Annotated in this window: 13 protein-coding genes; 9 read left to right on the top strand and 4 right to left on the bottom strand. The window is 55.2% G+C overall.

What is annotated here, in order from left to right; all coding sequences use genetic code 11:
- Positions 1–4 precede the first annotated feature (4 nt).
- Complete coding sequence (gene hisG / locus ACIDEJ_RS05050; protein WP_411986998.1) at positions 5–904, bottom strand: ATP phosphoribosyltransferase; 900 nt, start codon at positions 902–904, stop codon at positions 5–7.
- Positions 905–1,358: 454 nt separating this feature from the next.
- Between hisG and ACIDEJ_RS05045 the strand changes: the two genes are divergently transcribed.
- The gene (locus ACIDEJ_RS05045) at positions 1,359–3,323 is read left to right on the top strand and encodes an ATP-dependent DNA helicase (protein WP_411987103.1); all 1,965 of its coding nucleotides are present in this window, start codon (positions 1,359–1,361) and stop codon (positions 3,321–3,323) included.
- A gap of 252 nt (positions 3,324–3,575) precedes the next feature.
- Here the strand turns inward: ACIDEJ_RS05045 and hemB are convergent, their stop codons facing one another.
- Positions 3,576–4,601, bottom strand: a complete 1,026-nt coding sequence (gene hemB / locus ACIDEJ_RS05040; protein WP_411986997.1) for a porphobilinogen synthase — start codon at positions 4,599–4,601, stop codon at positions 3,576–3,578.
- Between the two features lie 317 nt (positions 4,602–4,918).
- Between hemB and tsaB the strand changes: the two genes are divergently transcribed.
- The 6 genes from tsaB to rnd all read left to right on the top strand — a co-directional run bounded on the left by tsaB (position 4,919) and on the right by rnd (position 10,689).
- Positions 4,919–5,632: a tRNA (adenosine(37)-N6)-threonylcarbamoyltransferase complex dimerization subunit type 1 TsaB gene (gene tsaB, locus ACIDEJ_RS05035; RefSeq protein WP_411986996.1), complete on the top strand. Its 714-nt coding sequence runs from the start codon at positions 4,919–4,921 to the stop codon at positions 5,630–5,632.
- Positions 5,633–5,676: 44 nt separating this feature from the next.
- Positions 5,677–5,973 (top strand): hypothetical protein, encoded by a 297-nt coding sequence (locus ACIDEJ_RS05030; protein ID WP_411986995.1) that lies wholly within the window; start codon positions 5,677–5,679, stop codon positions 5,971–5,973.
- Positions 5,966–6,661, top strand: coding sequence for a M50 family metallopeptidase (locus ACIDEJ_RS05025; RefSeq protein WP_411986994.1), 696 nt, complete (start codon positions 5,966–5,968; stop codon positions 6,659–6,661). Before ACIDEJ_RS05030 ends, ACIDEJ_RS05025 begins: the two co-directional genes overlap by 8 nt.
- A gap of 80 nt (positions 6,662–6,741) precedes the next feature.
- On the top strand, positions 6,742–7,650 hold the full coding sequence (locus ACIDEJ_RS05020) for an alpha/beta fold hydrolase (protein ID WP_411986993.1): 909 nt from the start codon (positions 6,742–6,744) through the stop codon (positions 7,648–7,650).
- A 186-nt stretch (positions 7,651–7,836) separates the two neighbouring features.
- The gene (gene fadD, locus ACIDEJ_RS05015) at positions 7,837–9,510 is read left to right on the top strand and encodes a long-chain-fatty-acid--CoA ligase FadD (protein ID WP_411986992.1); all 1,674 of its coding nucleotides are present in this window, start codon (positions 7,837–7,839) and stop codon (positions 9,508–9,510) included.
- A 69-nt stretch (positions 9,511–9,579) separates the two neighbouring features.
- Positions 9,580–10,689 (top strand): ribonuclease D, encoded by a 1,110-nt coding sequence (gene rnd, locus ACIDEJ_RS05010; RefSeq protein ID WP_411986991.1) that lies wholly within the window; start codon positions 9,580–9,582, stop codon positions 10,687–10,689.
- Between the two features lie 70 nt (positions 10,690–10,759).
- Here the strand turns inward: rnd and tamB are convergent, their stop codons facing one another.
- Together tamB and ACIDEJ_RS05000 are read right to left on the bottom strand one after the other, a co-directional pair.
- Positions 10,760–14,575 carry an autotransporter assembly complex protein TamB gene (gene tamB / locus ACIDEJ_RS05005; protein ID WP_411986990.1) on the bottom strand — a complete coding sequence of 1,272 codons (3,816 nt, stop codon included), beginning with the start codon at positions 14,573–14,575 and terminating at the stop codon, positions 10,760–10,762.
- Positions 14,572–16,425, bottom strand: a complete 1,854-nt coding sequence (locus ACIDEJ_RS05000) for an autotransporter assembly complex protein TamA (protein WP_411986989.1) — start codon at positions 16,423–16,425, stop codon at positions 14,572–14,574. The genes tamB and ACIDEJ_RS05000 overlap by 4 nt, the downstream gene beginning before the upstream one ends.
- Positions 16,426–16,557: 132 nt before the next feature.
- Here ACIDEJ_RS05000 and ACIDEJ_RS04995 point away from each other — a divergent pair, with 132 nt between their 5' ends.
- Both ACIDEJ_RS04995 and ACIDEJ_RS04990 read left to right on the top strand, forming a co-directional pair.
- Positions 16,558–17,589 (top strand): isoaspartyl peptidase/L-asparaginase family protein, encoded by a 1,032-nt coding sequence (locus tag ACIDEJ_RS04995; RefSeq protein ID WP_411986988.1) that lies wholly within the window; start codon positions 16,558–16,560, stop codon positions 17,587–17,589.
- A gap of 93 nt (positions 17,590–17,682) precedes the next feature.
- The gene (locus ACIDEJ_RS04990) at positions 17,683–18,096 is read left to right on the top strand and encodes a CBS domain-containing protein (protein ID WP_411986987.1); all 414 of its coding nucleotides are present in this window, start codon (positions 17,683–17,685) and stop codon (positions 18,094–18,096) included.
- Positions 18,097–18,134: the final 38 nt, after the last annotated feature.

The raw sequence follows: 18,134 nt of genomic DNA, 5'->3' as shown, positions 1-18,134 counted from the left end.
GTGATTACCCCATCATCTTTTCAATTGGCATCACCAAAATGGAGCTGGCGCCCAATTCGGTGAGTTGTTCCATGGTATCCCAAAACAGGTCTTCACTGCTCACGGCGTGAATGGCCACCCGGCTGCTATCGTTTTTCAGCGGCAACACCGTGGGGTTTTCCGCCCCCGGCAGCAGCGCCACCACCTGCTCCAGTACGTCTACCGGGGCGTGCAGCAAAATGTACTTGCTGCCCCGGGCACGGATAACCCCGTTAATGCGGCTCATGAGGGTGTCGAGTAACAGCTGTTTTTCCGGGGATTGCACTTGCTGGGATTGAATGATGCAGGCCATGGAGCGGTAGATGACTTCGGTTTCATACAAGCCGTTGGCTTCCAGGGTGGCGCCGGTGGACACCAGATCGCAAATGCCGTCTGCCAGGCCGGCGCGAGGTGCCACTTCCACCGAACCCTTCAATAAACAGCTTCGAAAACTTATGTCTTTATTTTGCATAAAACGGCGAAGCAGGTTGGGGTAGGAGGTGGCAATGCGCAACCCTTCCAGGGAGCTGGCATCCTGATAGGCAAATTCTTTGGGTACCGCCAGCGACAAGCGGCAGGCACCAAAATCCAGTTGCCGCAGTTTTTGGTATGCTGACGGCATTCCCAGGCTCTGGCGCTCAATCTCTTCCTCTTCCAGTACGTTTTCACCGATAATGCCCAAATCAACCACACCATCCATCACCAGCCCCGGAATGTCGTCATCCCGTACCCGCAGCAGATCCAGTGGCATGTTATCTGCGTGGGCAATCAGGCGCTGTTCGTTAACGGTGAACTTAACACCGCATTTTTTCAGCAGTTTTTGAGATTCTTCTGACAAGCGTCCAGATTTTTGGATGGCGATTCTTAATCGGTTTGACTCGGTCATGTCGGCTATTTCCTGATTGTTGATTCAAAATTAAAGACGTAAAACAAAACACCCCCGGAATTCCTTCCGGGGGTGTTAAATGATTTGAATCAACCGCCGGAAGGAATAGCACCTTCGGCAGTGAGCTCCGAAGGCTACCGCTTATGGTGGTGATGGTGGATAGCAAATCGGAGCTGTTTCATAAATTCTGATCCTGTTGCCCGTTTTGACGGGCGAAATTCATCTGGTTGATTCTGACCTTGGCGCTAGTGTGTTTTAGTGCTCACGTGTTGTGGCGGGCAGCCTTGGCAGAACAGGTTGTAAATTAAATTAATCCCTTTACCGGCCATTTGCAACAATTAATTTGCAATTGGGTTATTTGCATCTTCATGCAGTTTCCAGCGAAGGATGAAAGCGCCATTTCGGCATGCTGTTGCGCTTGGGGATACTTGCCGTCACCGGTGAATTGGTGATAATGCCCTATTCATGCTGCAGTTACCGGGGTGCCATCATCAGCCGTTTAGTGAAGGAAGTTACATTAGCCTTTTCCCAAGAAGGCGCATTGGCGCAAGGTATCAGGGGTTATAAACCCCGCGCCGAGCAGCTCAAGATGGCGCAAGCGGTGGCGGAAACCCTGGATGCAGCGGCTGGCAAACTGGTGCTGGAAGCCGGTACCGGGGTTGGCAAAACCTTTGGCTACCTGATCCCGGCGTTGCTATCAGGCAAGCGGGTTATTGTGTCCACCGGCAGTAAAAACCTGCAGGAGCAACTGTTTTATAAGGATATTCCCGCATTGCTGCAGATGCTGGACATCTCTCCGAAAGTGGCACTGCTCAAAGGGCGCAATAATTATTTGTGCCAGTTGCGGTTGCAGCAACAGCTGGATGGTGCCCAAACGCTTGACAGCCAAACCCTGGATGACTTGCTGCGTATACAACAGTGGGCCGCCGCCAGCCATGACGGGGATTTGGGCACCATTGCCACGGTGTCAGAGCAATCCCCCGCATTGGCATTGGTGGCATCGACCCGGGAAAGTTGCAGCGGCAAACGCTGCGCTTTTTATGAACAGTGCTTTACCCGCCGGGCCCGCCAGAAAACCCTGGATGCCAAACTGATTGTCATCAACCATCACCTGTTTTTTGCTGACCGGGTACTGAAAGACACCGGCTTTGCCGAATTGCTGCCTGAGGCCGACATGCAGGTTTTTGATGAAGCCCACCAACTGCCCGATATTGCCGTGAGTTATTTCGGTCAGCAGTTGTCGCTGGGTGCCATGGCGCGGTTACTGGAACGGGTGGAAGAGGTGTACCTCAATGAGCTGCGAGACACCGAGCAACTGGGCGATATGGCGCGGCGCTGCATCAGCCGCTTAAACGACTGGGCACAGGCGTGTTTGCAGCACCAGCAAAGCGACTGGCGTTTGGTGCTGGCAGACAAGACGCTGGCCACCCAGAGCTGGCAGTTGCTGGAGGAGTTTCAGGCACTGCAGCGGTTGTTGCTGGCCCATGTGGGGCGCAGCGAACTGCTGGATGACTGCTTTGAAAAATGGCTGGATTATCTTTCCCGGCTGCAACAGTTTCTGGCTTGTGACAACCCCAGCGCCGCGTATTCTCTGGAGCTGAACGGCCGCCTGCCACTACTGCGGATGGCGCCCATCGACGTGACCAAGGAATGCCAGCAACTGTTTAATGATGACTGCCGCTGGCTGTTTACCTCCGCCACGTTGCAGGTAAACCGGACACTGGGGCATTTTGCTGCCGCCATGGGGCTTAACGATTGCCGGGAAATGATCCTCGACAGCCCGTTCAATTACCAGCAGCAGGCACTATTTTGTGTACCGCGGCAACTGGCGGATGTGCGCAGCGACTCGGATTATCAGTTGCAGCGGTTGCTGAGCATTTGTCTGGCAGCCATTAACGCTGCCAAAGGGCGCACCTTTATCCTGTTTACCAGCCATCGGATGCTGGAGCGCATGGCGCTGGCGCTGCAAGGGCGTTGCCATTACCCGTTATTGATACAGGGCAGTGCCGGCAAGCAAAGCTTGCTGAAAAAATTCCGGCAGTTGGGCAATGCCGTGTTGCTGGGCACCGGCAGCTTCTGGGAGGGGGTTGATGTCCGCGGACACCTGTTATCGTGCGTGATTATCGACAAGCTGCCGTTTGTCTCACCGGATGATAATTTGTACCGTGCCCGTGCCGCTGAACTGCAACGGCGGGGCGGCGATCCGTTTCAGGACATTTCATTGCCCCAGGCGGTGATTGCGCTAAAACAGGGCTTTGGCCGCCTGATCCGGGATGAGCATGACCGGGGCGTCTTGATCCTGTGTGACAACCGCATTGTTAATCGCTCCTATGGCCAGGCATTCTTGAATTCATTGCCCCCCATGGCTCGTACCCGGGACATGCAAAAAGTGATGAATTTTTTAGATGAAATAAAATAAATTAAATCAAAAAGATAATTGATATATTTTGTTTTTCTTTGTTTTGCTGTGATATTTATAGAGTTGAAAACGGCTCATGCTGCGCCTGTGGGCACTTTTGCTAACAGCAGTGCTTAACCTGATATCGCGGTTACACCAATACTGATGCCAGTGGCGGGTACTGATTATGAAATGGATGAGTAAAGGAAAGGATGAGTAAAGGATAAGCAAAGGGAGCCCTGAAGCTCCCTTTGTGTTGGCGTGTGTTGCGGTTTATTTGGCGGCGTCTTCAGCCAGCCACTGGGCAAACTGTTTGGTGTAATAACTTACAATCAGGCTGGCTCCTGCCCGTTTGAAGCCGATAAAGCTTTCGGTAACCACGGCACGTTCATCCAGCGCGCCTGCCTGGGCGGCAAACTTGATGCCGGCATATTCACCGCCCACATGATAGGCGGCCAGCGGCATGTCGGTACGGTCGCGCAAGCGGGCCAGTACGTCCAGGTAAGGCGTCCCTGGTTTAACCATCAGGATGTCGGCACCTTCCTCTTCATCCAGCAGGGCTTCTACCATGGCCTGACGGCCGTCGGCACAATCAAGCTGATACCCCTTGCGGTTGCCTTTCAGTTCGCTGGCAACGGCTTCCCGGAACGGGCCGTAAAAGGCGGAGGCGAATTTGGCGGAATGGGCCAGAATCGAGACGTTTTCGTAACCTGCAGCGTCCAGTCCGTCACGCATGGCGCGGATTTGGCCGTCCATCATGGCAGAAGGTGCCAGCATGTCGGCACCGGCCTTGGCGGCACAAACTGCCTGCTTGACCAGGTTTTCCACGGTGGCATCGTTGCATACGTGCACGTCATCATGGTGATGTTCAATCACCCCACAATGACCGTGGTCGGTGTATTCGCAAAAACAGATGTCAGGGATCACCACCATTTCCGGTGCAGTCTGCTTGATGGTGCGCACCATGCGTGCCAGCAGCCCTTCGTCGTTCCAGGTATCGCTGCCGATGGCATCTTTATGATGGGAGATCCCGAAAGGCATGACATATTTCACACCCAGTTGTTGCAGTTCTTTGATTTCCTGTACCAGCATGCTTTCCGGGAAACGGCTGATCCCCGGCAATGTGCGGATGTCTACCGGTGCAGAGATGCCTTCTTCAATAAAAATCGGATGGATCAAATCGTCCAGAGAGATGAAGTTTTCCCGAACCATTGCCCGCATGGCTTCAGAGGTACGCAGACGACGCAGACGACGCAGCGGCGTTTTGAACGCATGGGTGTGATTGGATTGATCAGACATGAAAATTCCTTTGTTTGCTGATGAGGCTTGTCACTATGGCAAACGATGATAGTCAAAGTTCACTTTTCGCCCCGGAAAAATTAGCCAGAGCATACCTGTTGCATCAATGATGATACTTTGAAACATATCACGAAACCTTGGGCGGCAGTGCGGGGGGGATGGTGTATATGCGCAATTTGTGAACTACATAAGGCATCAGGCTGGTTTCATGGGGTTTTGTGGGGCATGAAACTTGGTTTATCGGCGATTGGTGGTATGATCGCCGCCGTTAAAAAGTCAGCCGGCATGGTGTTGTGTCCGGCAGCCGAGGGCCATAGATGAAAGCTAATCAACCACTGCCGCCAGTCATTCTGGCATTGGATACCTGTACCGAGTTGTGTTCTGCCGCGCTGCAGTGGCCCGGTGGCCGGCTGGCGGCCGCAGAAGAGGCGCCAAGGGAGCACAGCCAGCGGTTATTGCCGATGATAGACAGCTTGCTGACACAAGCGGGGCTGACCATGGCGGATGTGGGGCTGATTGTGTATGGGCGCGGCCCGGGAAGCTTTACCGGCATTCGCATCTGCACTTCCATGACCCAGGGATTGGCGCTGGCGCGGGATGTACCGGTACTGGGCGTTTCCACACTGGCGGCCATGGCACAAAAAGTCATTTCCACTACGGGCGCACGATATGTGATTAGCGCCATTGATGCCCGCATGGACGAGATATACTGGGGCTGCTTTGTGGCGCAGGACGGCTTGGCGGTACTGGTAGGTGAGGAGCAGGTGACTGCCCCTGATGCGCTACTTGCGGCATTTGACACCACGGATGAGATCTTGGCCTGTGGCAGCGGTTTTGCCCGCTATCCGCAGCTGCTGCAGCAAGTGGACAACTTGACCTTGCTGGAGAGCGTGAAATATCCTGATGCGGATGCCATGCTTACCCTTGCCGTAAACGCATGGCAACAGGGCCATGCCACTGCCGTGGATGAATTGGCACCGGTGTATTTGCGCGATACTGTGGCCTGGAAAAAACTTCCCGGCCGGGAATAACCGAAATGGCGTGACGGCATAATGAACAAACGGACGGTGCAGCAATGAGCATTCAGCGGATGTCACTGAACAATACTCCAGGCTTGTCGCAGGCAGTTGCCAGTAATCGTCCGCCCGCATCTTCCCGGGAAAAAGTCATTAATGAGGCCGTGGCATCGGTCAATGACACACCGGCGGCAGTGGTCGACCCCTTGCAACTGGATGCCAAATATCAGGCACGGGTAGAATATGAACGGGAACTGGGGGCCAGTAGTGGCGCCATCTCGGTCTATCTGCTAACGCAAAATGCCGATCAACGGGAGCATATTTCCCAAATGGTGGGTGTGGACGTATATGCCTGAGTCAAATGTCCTGATGTCATCACCAAGGCTGCGCCCAGGCAGGCTGCAATTCTGGGTGGAGCTGCTGCTGGCGTTGGTGTTATCCCGCCTGCCTTATGTGTCGCTGCCATTTCAGTGGCTTGAGAGTTATTTTCACGAATTGTCCCATGCCATTGCCACCTTGCTCTCAGGTGGGGTGGTCAGTCATATTCGCCTGTTTCCCGACGGCTCCGGTTTATGTTACAGCCAAGGGGGCTGGCCGGTATTCATTGGCATTAGCGGTTATGCCGGTGCCGCCCTTTGGGGGGCGCTGCTGTTTTGGTTGTCAACCCTTGGCAAAGGCATGCGCCAGAGTTACCTGATGCTGGGCAGCGCGGTGTTGCTCACGCTGTTGTTATGGGGCCGCGACGTATTGAGCGTGGCCATTATGCTGAGCTTGGCACTGCTGTTTTTGTTGCCGTTAAAGCTTACCTACAACACACTGCTGCGGGGAAGCCTGCGACTTGTGGCACTGATAGTGATGCTCAATGCCCTGGCAAGCCCTGCCGTGCTGTTGGGATTGGGGCAGGGGGGCGATGCCGCCTTGCTGGCCCGCATTACCTACATTCCTGCAATTTTCTGGGTGATGCTGTGGTTTGCCATCGGCTTGGCAGCGCTGTACGGTTGCTGGCGGCTGGTTGTTGCCGGCAGGGATGGATCAAGGCATTAAGGCATTAAAGCCGCCAACCGTTACACCGGTTTCATGCCGGGGTAGAATGATAAAAATTTGAAGGACAGCCTGACAAATCCATGGAACTATGGCAATCTTCCGGCCCCGTAGAGGGGATGCTTCATCTTGGCACACAGCAAATCGCTGCCAGGGTATGGGGCAATGCCGATAAGCCGCTGCTCATTGCACTGCACGGCTGGCTGGATAACCTCAACAGTTTTATACCGCTCGCAGCCCATCTTCAGTCCGATTACCACATACTGGCAATAGACTGGCCGGGACATGGCTTGTCATCCTGGCGCGCCGGTCATTACCCCTTGCATTGGGTGGATTACCTGTATGACCTGCATCGTCTATTGGACCTTGTTGCGCCGCAGCAACCGGTATATTTGCTGGGGCATTCCTTAGGCGGTCTGGTGGCCAGTGCCTATGGCGCCGCATACCCGGAGCGGGTCAAGGCATTGGTGTTGCTGGAGGCACTGGTGCCTTTGTTTGAAGACCCTCAGCAGCAAAAGATGCGGCTTTGCAAGAGCTTCAAGCAAACGTTGCAAAAAACGCTACAGGGGCGTCATTACTGCACATTGGCGCAGGCGGTGCAATCCCGGCAGCGGTTAACCGGATTGGAAGCACCATGGTGCCAGCTTATTCTGGAGCGCAATCTGGCCAAGGATGAGCGTGGCAGTTACTGGCGCACCGATCCCCGGTTGCGTACCGATTCGCCGCAACGACTGACTTTTGCACAAATTGAACAATGGATGCAAAAAATTGCGCTGCCAACGCTGTTACTCACCGGCAGTGAGGGGTACCCTTCGCTGACGCAACTGGTGCCAAAGGTGGCGCCTTGGTTTACCTGTTTGACCAAAGTGCAATTGACGGGCAATCATCATTTACATATGCAGAATGCTGAGAAAGTTGCCTTAGTCATCAAGGACTTCCTTGAACAGACAAAATGCGCTGACGGGGCTAGGCAAAGCCAGGAAATTATGTGAATATGATCAAAATTCAAACGACTGTATGATTTTTTAACATCATGCATAAGGTCGCGATATAAAGAGTCAGAACCGTGCCGGGCACCGGTTCCCAATGATAAGAACTTTACTCAGTGCATACCCCTTTACGGGCGTGACGACAGCCGTTGTGGTCGTGGTGCTGATGCCGGAATTTAGGAGAAATTTGTGGAGCAACCCTGGATTAAAAGCTTACCAGCTGATGTCCCTGCCGAAATTGATGCAGGGCAGTTCAATTCCTTGCTGGAGATGTTTGAAACGGCCGTGACACGATTTGCCGATCAATCCGCATTTATCAATATGGGCGCCAACCTGACATTCCGGAAACTGGAAGAGCGCAGCCGGGCATTCGCTTCCTATCTGCAGCATGATCTGGGCTTAAAAAAAGGCGATAAAGTCGCCATCATGATGCCCAACCTGCTGCAGTATCCCATTGCCATTTTCGGGGTGCTGCGGGCCGGCATGGTGGTGGTGAACGTAAACCCCCTGTACACCCCACGGGAACTGAAACACCAGCTGATAGACAGCGAGGCCAAAGCCATTGTGGTGGTGTCCAACTTTGCCAATACGCTGGATCAGGTGGTGGAACAAACCCCGGTCAAACACGTCATCATTACCGGCATTGGCGATTTGCTGGGCGCCCCCAAACGCACTCTGGTGAACTTTGTGGTGAAGTACATCAAGCACATGGTGCCTAAGTATTCATTGCCCGATGCCATCTCCATGCGTAAAGCCCTGCGGGCAGGGCAACACCATGAGTATGTTAGGCCGGCAATGACGCCGGATGACATCGCCTTTTTGCAATATACCGGCGGAACGACCGGCGTTTCCAAAGGTGCCATGCTGAGTCATGGCAATGTGGTGGCCAACGTCCTGCAGGCCAATGGCGCCTATTCGCCGCTGCTGACCGACGGTGAGGAAAGCGTGGTCACTGCGTTGCCGTTGTACCACATCTTTGCGCTGACGGTGAACCTGTTCCTGTTCATGCATAAAGGCGCCCGCAATCTGCTTATCACCAACCCGCGGGACATTCCAGGATTTATCGGCGAGCTGCGCAAGTTTCCCTTTACGGCGCTGACCGGGGTCAACACCCTGTTCAACGCATTACTGAATAACCCGGAATTTTCCTCGCTGGACTTTTCCTCCCTGAAGCTCAGCATGGGCGGCGGCATGGCCGTGCAGCGGGCCGTGGCAGAAAAATGGCAGCATTTGACCAAGACCAAACTGCTGGAAGGGTATGGCTTGACCGAAGCGTCGCCAGTGGTGGCGGGGACGCCTTACAATCTGGAAGGCTACAACGGCTCCATTGGCCTGCCCATGCCATCCACCCTCATTGAGGTGCGCGGCGATGACGGGCAGGCGCTCCCACCCGGCGAATGCGGCGAGCTGTTTGCCAAAGGGCCCCAGGTTATGCATGGATACTGGAACCGGCCTGAAGAAACCGCCAAAGTGATAAGTCCCGATGGCTGGCTGGCCACCGGCGATATCGGTTACATGGATGACAAGGGCTTTTTCTATCTGGTGGATCGTAAAAAAGACATGATCCTGGTCTCCGGCTTCAATGTGTTCCCCAACGAGGTGGAAGAGGTGGTGGCACTGCACCCTGACGTGCTGGAAGTGGCCGCCGTGGGGGTTCCTCATCCGGTCAGCGGCGAGCTGGTGAAGGTGTTTGTGGTGGCCAAAGACAAGTCGTTAACCAAAGACGTGTTGATCAAGCATTGCCGTAAGCATTTAACGGGCTATAAGGTGCCAAAACTGGTAGAATTCCGCGACGAATTGCCGAAAACCAATGTGGGAAAAATCCTGCGAAGGGAGCTTAGGGACGAAGCGAAAAGCGCCTGAGCCCCCAGAAAAAACCGGCATTCAGCCGGTTTTTTTATGCCGGTGAGAAATGCTTTACGGGAGTAAGTTTTGCAAGATTATGTATATGTTGACAGCCGTACCACACTGCAGCCATTGTTGGAGCAGTATCGGCAAAGTGAGCTGCTGGTACTTGACACCGAGTTTGTGCGTACACGTACCTATTATGCGCGCCTGGGACTGATCCAGGCTTACGATGGCAAAACACTGGCCTTGATTGATCCGGTGGCCATTGATGATTTATCGGGTTTTTGGCAACTGTTAACCGCCCCCAATATCACCAAGGTGCTGCATTCCTGCAGCGAAGATCTGGAGGTGTTTGCCCATGACGGCGGCATTCAGCCAGCACCATTGCTTGACAGCCAGATAGCTGCCGGGCTGGCCGGAAATGGCCATGGTTTGGGTTATGCCAAACTGGTGCAGCAATACCTGGGGGTGGCGCTGGACAAGGGCGAGTCCAGAACCGACTGGATAAGAAGGCCTTTGACCATGTCCCAGCTCTCTTATGCCGCCAATGACGTCTTGTACCTGTATCAATTGTTTCCTGAGTTGAAACAGACCCTGGAACAGCAAGGGCGTTATCAGTGGGCGCTGGAAGAGAGCGCCAGAATGACCAAGGGACGGTTAACCCCGCCGGTCAGGGAACAGGCCTACCTCAAGGTGAAAAACGCGTTTCAGTTGTCAAGCACTGAGCTGGCGGTACTGCGGCAACTGGCGGCGTGGCGCCTTGATAAAGCCATGAAAAAGGATTTGGCGCTGGGGTTCGTGATGAAAGATCATGCGCTGATAGCGCTGGCCAAAAAGCAGCCTCGCACCATTAACGACATCATGCGCCTTAAAGATCTTACGGATCAGGAAAAGCGCTTTTATGCCAAAGACATGGTAAACCTTATCAACAAGGTGGATTTCTCTTCGCTGCCGGATCCGGTGGATGTGCTGGCATTGAAACCTGCATACAAGAACGCGTTCAAGACCCTCAAGGGGCGTTTGGAGCAGATTGCCACGGATACTGCTGTGCCCATGGAGCTTTTGGGCTCCAAACGGCATATCAATGAGTATCTTGGCTGGTACTGGAACGACAAAAGCGGCGATACACCCTTACTGCTGCAGGGATGGCGCGGGCAGCTGGTGGCGGATGCCTTGGCAAAACTGCCAGTGTAATCATGGGTAGCCGTTAGCTCGTCGCCAGTGGCGCGGCTGGCCATCAGGTGCCAGCCGCAATCTTGCAAGGCTACAAATCGAAACTGTAATAGATGTCCAGGGACTGGCCCACCGCGTTGGTGACCGACTCCAGATAGAGACGGGACAACAGGTAATAGCGCACCGTCATTTCATAACCCGGGGTAAACACCCCCACGCCATATTTCAGCATCAGGTTTTTCCCCAGATAACCGCTGATGGCCACTTTGCCATCATCATTGGCGTCCAGCTGCACATTGGAAAAACCAAAGGTTTCCACCAATCCGGCTGCAGTATTGCCAAGGTTGCTCAGTGCCTGGCCGCCCCCGGTGACCTGACCGCTGATGGCCATGGCCGCGCTTAGCATCAGGGCGTTATTCTGGCTGGAGTCATAGCCGCGCCCTTGCACGATGTAAGACAGGATTTCCGCCTGTTCCTTGGCCGGATTGGAAAACAGCGTCACCACGGGTTTTAACGGGGTGCCGGTGATCCTGACGCCCGCAATGACATCCTCTTCCTTGATGGTGCGCACGGCTTCCACATTCAGATTGGGCATTTGTGGCGGGCCGGCAAACTGTAATTCACCGGTGGCAATCGACAGGGTTTGTCCCAAAAAGCGGTAGCTGCCGTTGAGTACCCGGATATTGCCGAAAAGCTGTGCCGGTTTATAGGCCTGCTGTTGCAATTTCAAGGTGCCTCGCAACATGCCCTTGAGGCCGTAACCGTCAATAGCCACTTTATTGCCCACATTCAGGGCCAAATCGGCACTAATGGCCATGGGGGTGGTACGGGCCTGTGCCTTGGCAATGGTATCGTCAAACACCACGTCATCAGACAGCGCCACGCCGCCATCGGGCAGTGGCACAATGCTTATCTTGCCCGATGGAATGTCCACTTGTCCGCTGACATGCAGTTTATCGGGGGCAAAACTGAGCTGGATGTCAGGAGACACCTGCAAAATGGCCAACGGTGGCTCGATAACCGTCAGTGACTGACCCTTGAGGGTCAGATTGCCCTGAAAACGGCCATCCGGCCAGCGAACATCCCCTTGCATTTTTGCATCGCCATCGCCCATCTGCCAGTGGCCATCAAGGGTGGCATGTTGTCCGGCAAACTGCAGTTTAAGTTGTAGCTGTTTGATTTGAGTCGGGTTGTTGATGCTGACCAACTCGGCATCGCTCAGTTGCAACTGACCGCTAAACAGCGGGTTTTGCAAACTGCCACTGATGCCGATATCCCCATCAACCACCCCTTGCAGCGTGTGCAGTTGCGGTACCAGTTTTTGCAACGGCTGCAGTTGGATGCGCTGCATGCGGATATGCCCCTGCAGGGGGTGCTCCGGACTGACACCCACCGCCATGTCGCCATGAAGCTGCAGGATCTCCCCGGCGGTAAAGGCCACCCGGGTTGTCAGTTGTTGACTGTCCAGCACTGCTGTCACATAGCCGCCATCAAAGGCGATGGGGGCAGCGGCTTTTCGGCCATTGGGCACCGTGATGACGCCGGGGGCAATGTCCAGCTGCACCGTGGCCTCGGGTTTGCTGTCGGGTTGCCAATCAAGGCTGGCGGCCATGGTGGCTTTTCCTTGCCAGGCCACACCTTCAGGCAGCCAAGGGCTGAGCAGTTGCCCCGGCTCCCCTTGGTAGGCTAACTGGGCCTGCCCCTTGTCAGCCAGGGCCACCGGGCGTTGCAGACACAGTTGGTTGGCCTGGGTATGCAGGCAAAATGGTGATAGCTGCCCCTGCTGTTTTTCCAGATCCCATTGCACGTTGGCCGGGGCTGTCAGTTGCCACTGCCCCAACATGCTGCTTAGCTGTAGCTCGGATACGGACAGTGCCAGTTGCTGCTGTTCGGGCAGGTAACGGTTACTGAGTATTGCCTGAAGGGATTGTTCCCCTTGGGTGCTGAGCCTAGCCTGTTGCCGGTACAGATTGCCGTTGGCATCAAGGGTTAGTTTATCCATTGTTTGCCCTGCAAGGGTGAGCTCATCCCCTGTCAGCTGCAGCGTGAAGTCATGTTCATCCAGCGGCGCATAATCCCCCTGAATTTGCGCCTGTGCCAGTGTGTAGTCCATAAACTGCAGATGCCGGGCTTGCCCCTTTATCTGCAGCTGGGGATGTTGCCCATCCCCTTGGACCTTGGCGGTGAGCTGCAGTTGCCCCTGGGCCTCGGGATATAACAGCGCCAGCTCCTGAACATGCAGGCGGCTGTCTAAATCCCAGTGTTTGCCGGCACTGCCATCCAGCCACAGGGAGGAATTGAACGCCGTCAGCTGCAGCGCCCGGCTTTGAACATGCCATTGTTGGTCGATGCTGAAATTACCGCTGAGCACAAACGGGGTCTTGGCGGCGGAGCCCTTGAGATCGGCATTTTCCAGCGCCACCAGCCATTGTTTGTCATGCAGATGGCCGTGGGTCTGCAATTGGCCGCTGATGCTGCTGTCGGGGATGTGAATGTCATCCACATCAAGGGAGAGCTGTGCCAGATCCAGCTCTTCCACTCCCAGTTTGGCCTGCCAGGCAAACCCTTTGGCATAATCCAAACTGCCTTGCAGTGTCAGTTGCCCGGCAGGTGTGCTGGCTTTGAAATGGGATACCGCCAATTGTTGCTTTTGATGGACAAGCGCTGCTTCCAGCGCGGCGTTTGCTAACCAAGGGGTGGTGAGTTGGCCTTTCAGGCTGGCATTTTGCCGCGCCAAGGTTCCGTCGCTTTGCAAGGCAAAATCGCTGGCGATGTATTGCGGATTGACCAGCGGCCAGTGCAGCCGGGCATTTTCCAGCTCAAGCTGGTAGGGCAGGGTGTCTCGGCTAAGGTCAATCTTGCCGTGCAGCGTGGCTTGTTGTTCGCCGGCAAGTTGCAATCGGGTCTCCAGTTGGGCCAGGCTACCGTGCACATCCAGGGTGACGTGCTGGGTTGTCAGGCCGGGTAACTGGGGAAGATGTTCAATATCCACCTTGGCCTGCAGTTGCATGGGGTAATGGCCCAGAAAGCGGATATCACCGTGCAATTCACCCTGGCCATACTCATGATTCAGGGCAAGGCGCTGCACGGTCAGCTGTTCATCATGGAAACTGCCCTGCAGTGTCAGTTCGCTCAGGGCTTGCTGATACGGGCCAATGGTGATGTGGGAATCATTGAGCTGCGCCGTTTGCACATTCACAGCAAAGGGCAGGCGAATTTCAGGCAGGTGGGCCAAGGGCCACTCCGGCTGGGCGACAGGTGCGGTGGCTGTGGCGGCGTCCGGTGCCGAGGCGCTGTTAGGCAGCATGACGTGCAAGCCGTGGCTGCTCAGCCGATTCACCCACAGTCCGTTTTTCTGCCAGTTGGCGCTTAGCATCAGCTGCCCGGCGTTAAACTGCATCTGGTCTACCTGCACCTTTACCTGTTGCAGACTGGCACTTTGTAACTGAATGCCTACCGGTAGCTGTAACGCCGCTTGCGGCTCGTCGGTGTCAGGTTTAGCGGTTGTAGGCAGTGCGGCCGTATCAACCAACACCTGTATGTGGTCAAGGTGCAGCTCATCAACGCATACCTGTGCCTGCAACAGGCAGGCCGGGCGCCATTGCAGCCGTAACGGGCCACTGCGCACGCTCACCCCCGGCATCTGCCAGGAGGCCTGCTTGAGTTGCAGCTGGCCATTGATCGCCCCGTTTTGATAGCTGAGCTGCAGCCCCGGCACCAACTGCTCCGCCAGCACCAGCGTGAGGTGCGTGCCGGGGCCTGTGCCTACCAGCAATGCCACCAGTAACAGCAATAACAGCGGCACATACACCAGCAAGCGCAGTGACCAGCGCAGGAAACGCCCCAGCGTGAAAGGGCGCCTGGGCGGCAGAGGGGGAAGATGTGGCAAGGGTTGGGACTGGGTCATAGCTCGGTCCCCATGCTCAGGTGAATGCGCCAGGGTTGATAGTCAAGGGCGGGATCATGTACCCCAAAGCCCACATCCAGTTTTATCGGGCCCAATGGCGAAATCCAGTGCACCCCGCCGCCGAGGGCAATCACCGGGTCCAGCTGGCCGTTGTCATAGGCATTGCCCGCATCCACAAAAGTGGCCAAACGCCATTGGGGCGTGAGGTAGTATTGATACTCCACACTGCCCACCGCCAGATAGCGGCCGCCAACCACTTCCTGAAACGCCACGCCTTCCTTGTCATGGTAGGTCAGGTGCGGCCCCAACTCCTGAAAACTGTAGCCACGAAGACTTTGATCCCCCCCGGCAAAATAGCGCAGGGACGGTGGAATGAAGGGCAAGTCCTGTTCACTGACCCGGTTAACCCCAAGGTCGAGCCTGGCCACAAAGCGGTGTTTTTCAAAAAAGGTGTATATCCACTTGAAGCGGGCCTCAACCTTGGTCAGCCGGGCATCAGAACCCAGCGCCGGTTCGGCGTGTTCAATCCGGTACAACTGCCTGAAACCCGCTTTGGGATCAAGGCTGCTATCGCTGCGGCTGGTTTTGGTGATACTGGCGCCAAACACCAGCATTTGCGGATCATAGGTCACATCGGTTTGGGTATATTGCTCGCGCAGAATATCCAGCGAGTAGTTCAGCAGCCAGCCGCGTCCCAGCCGCTTGTTACGGCCAACGCCTATCAGCCGTTTACGGGACTCCAGCTGCCCCACGTTATGGTAGGTTTCAGTGTCTGCGTCATAACGCTGGATAACGCCGTACTTGTCCCACAGCAACCCAAAGCGCAGTTTGAGCTGGTCATCCAGCGGATGGCTAAGGGGAATGGTGTAGGTAAACAGCATTTTGGGGCGATTGGGCGACCATTCCACACTGGTTTCCTGAAAATGCCCGTAGCGGTTGATTTGGGGCGTGCGCCAGATGAGTTTTACCCGTGGCTCGATTTCGCTGCCGGAGCTGTTGCCGATATCCGCCCCCAGCCCCACCTGAAAGGAGTGGCGGGGTTTGGGCGATAACTCCACTTTTACCGGCACCGTGCCGTATTGCAATTTATCCAGCTGGGGCAGCACTTTAATGCTGTCAAAATAGCCCGTGTCCAGCAACTCCTGATTCAGCAGCGATAAATCCCGGGTGTTGTAGGGCGTGTCTTCCTGAAATGGCAGCAGTTTGTCAAGAAACCCCGGTTGCAGGGTGTGGCCTTCAAAACTCACGTCACCAAAGTGGTAACGGCGGCCGGAATCAAAGCGCAGGTTGATTTTGGCCAGGTTCAGATCCCGGTTGATGCGGATTTCCGCCAGCGCGTAATTACCGTCAAAATATCCACGAGACAGCGCCAGCGCCGCCAATTGGGCCTTTACCGCTTCATAGTCGCCATGATTGAGGGGCGCGCCGGGTTTAAGGCTTATCCGGTTCAGCCACTGGGCCACCACTTTATCGTGCAGGATGTCACCTTCCAGTACCATGTCCACCCACTGAATGCGGGTCACTTCTCCGGGGGTGACATTCAGCGTAAGCTGCCAGGGAGTCTGCTCGTTTTTCAGCAGCTGTTGTTGCACTTTGCCATGGTAGTACCCAAGGGACTGCAGCGCTTCTTCAACATTGCTTTGTACGTCAAACAGCCAGGCGCGTCGCTGGGTTTCATCCTGTGGCAGGGCGCCAAGATGAGCCAGAATGTTGCGTTTTAACGGGCCGTCGGCGCCGTCAATCGAAACGGTTAACAACGGCTCCGCTGCGGCCCATGCCACAGTTGGTAGTAGCAATGCCGCCACGGTACACAGCCATGCAGTTAAAATAATGCGGTAAGTAGCGAACAAGCATCCAATCCGGTATTGCGGTATCCCTGTGGAATATTGTTACCCTGGAATGGCCATCAAGCAAGTTGTAGATTGTTTTTGCACAATAAAACCGCTACAAAGAAGACTGCTCGTGCACAAGGGATCAACAACATGAAAACCAAACCACAACGATTATGGGCAGCCCTGGCCTTGTTGGCGCTGCCCGCCTCATCCGTCATGGCTTCAGAGGCGCCCTACGCCATTGCCATTCACGGCGGGGCCGGTACCATTTCCAAGGCCAATCTCAGTGATGCCCAGTTAAAGGAGTATCGCGCCAAACTGACCGAAGCGGTCAATGCTGGTTACCGGGTGCTGAGCCAGGATGGCAGCAGTCTGGATGCGGTGCAGGCCGCCATCAATGTGCTGGAAGACAGCCCGTTATTCAATGCCGGGCGCGGGGCAGTGTACACCTACGACGGCAAACACGAGCTGGATGCCTCCATTATGGATGGCCGCACCATGAATGCCGGTGCCGTGGCCGGGGTCAGCCACATCGAACATCCGGTGGATTTGGCCCGCGCGGTGATGGAAAAATCCGAGCATGTGATGCTCAGTGGCGCCGGCGCGGAAGAGTTTGCCCTGACCCAGGGGTTTACACTGGTGCCTGCCAATACCTTTGACACCGAGCCGCGTTATCAGCAGTTGCTGAAAGCCAAAGCCAAAATCGCTGCTGCGGAAAAAGTGCCACAACAGGCCGGATTGTCACCGCAGGCGCTGGACTACAAATTCGGTACCGTGGGCGCAGTGGCACTGGATAGCCAAGGCAATCTGGCGGCGGCCACCTCCACCGGCGGCATGACCGCCAAACGTTTTGGCCGCATTGGCGACTCTCCCATTATTGGTGCCGGCACGTATGCACAAAACGGCGTGTGTGCGGTGTCTGCCACTGGCTGGGGGGAATATTTCATTCGCTACCATGTAACCGGCGACATTTGTGCCCAGGTGAAATATCTGCACAAGTCCATACTCGAAGCGGCGGATGACGTGATTAACCAGCAATTGGTGCAAGCGGGCGGCAGCGGCGGCGTAATCGCCATGGATCAACACGGCAACATTGCCACCCCGTTTAATACCGAAGGCATGTACCGGGCCAGCCGCAAACGGGGCGAAGCGCCGTTGGTGATGATTTGGCGCGAACAGTAACAAAACCCATCAGGGCAATCGACATATCGCGTTATTCACCCCGGCACAATGGCGACTACACTTAGGGGTAAATTCTAGTGTTGGGGAAGCGTTATGGAAATAAAAGTCAGTGATCACATGGATCGCAAACCCGTATTGTTATCACCGGAGATGACCATTGCTGAAGCGGTTGATTTGCTTCTTGATCAGCATAAGGCGGGCGCGCCGGTTGTGGCGGCCAATGGCCAGTTGGTGGGGTTCTTATCCCAGCAGGACTGCATTGCCGCCATGTTGCGCAGCAGTTATTACTGCGATTTGGCTGACTTGGTAAAAGACCGGATGCGCACCGATGTGTTGTGGGTAAAACCGGAGCATAGCGTGCTGTTACTGGCAGAGCAGATGCTGGGGCAAAAACCCAAAATCTATCCGGTGGTGGACAACGGCCACGTGGTAGGGGTGATTGACCGCTTCAATGTGCTGTCGGCCATTCGCAGTTATGCCGAACATTGCTATAAAACCCCCGCCTGACAAAGACAGAAACTGCCCATAAAGCCAGCAGTCATCGG

Source organism: Shewanella mytili (assembly GCF_046765975.1).
GTDB lineage: Bacteria > Pseudomonadota > Gammaproteobacteria > Enterobacterales > Shewanellaceae > Shewanella > Shewanella mytili.
Note: the sequence above shows the minus strand (reverse complement) of the source record. Positions and strands in the feature narration are given on the sequence as shown.

What these genes read in the sequence shown, in the direction of transcription:
- hemB (WP_411986997.1), bottom strand. Translation starts at nt 4,601, where the DNA reads ATGTCTGATCAATCCAATCACACCCATGCGTTCAAAACGCCGCTGCGT.
- ACIDEJ_RS05020 (WP_411986993.1), top strand. Translation starts at nt 6,742, where the DNA reads ATGGAACTATGGCAATCTTCCGGCCCCGTAGAGGGGATGCTTCATCTT.
- ACIDEJ_RS04995 (WP_411986988.1), top strand. Translation starts at nt 16,558, where the DNA reads ATGAAAACCAAACCACAACGATTATGGGCAGCCCTGGCCTTGTTGGCG.
- tsaB (WP_411986996.1), top strand. Translation starts at nt 4,919, where the DNA reads ATGAAAGCTAATCAACCACTGCCGCCAGTCATTCTGGCATTGGATACC.
- ACIDEJ_RS04990 (WP_411986987.1), top strand. Translation starts at nt 17,683, where the DNA reads ATGGAAATAAAAGTCAGTGATCACATGGATCGCAAACCCGTATTGTTA.
- tamB (WP_411986990.1), bottom strand. Translation starts at nt 14,575, where the DNA reads ATGACCCAGTCCCAACCCTTGCCACATCTTCCCCCTCTGCCGCCCAGG.
- ACIDEJ_RS05030 (WP_411986995.1), top strand. Translation starts at nt 5,677, where the DNA reads ATGAGCATTCAGCGGATGTCACTGAACAATACTCCAGGCTTGTCGCAG.
- ACIDEJ_RS05045 (WP_411987103.1), top strand. Translation starts at nt 1,359, where the DNA reads ATGCCCTATTCATGCTGCAGTTACCGGGGTGCCATCATCAGCCGTTTA.
- ACIDEJ_RS05025 (WP_411986994.1), top strand. Translation starts at nt 5,966, where the DNA reads ATGCCTGAGTCAAATGTCCTGATGTCATCACCAAGGCTGCGCCCAGGC.
- hisG (WP_411986998.1), bottom strand. Translation starts at nt 904, where the DNA reads ATGACCGAGTCAAACCGATTAAGAATCGCCATCCAAAAATCTGGACGC.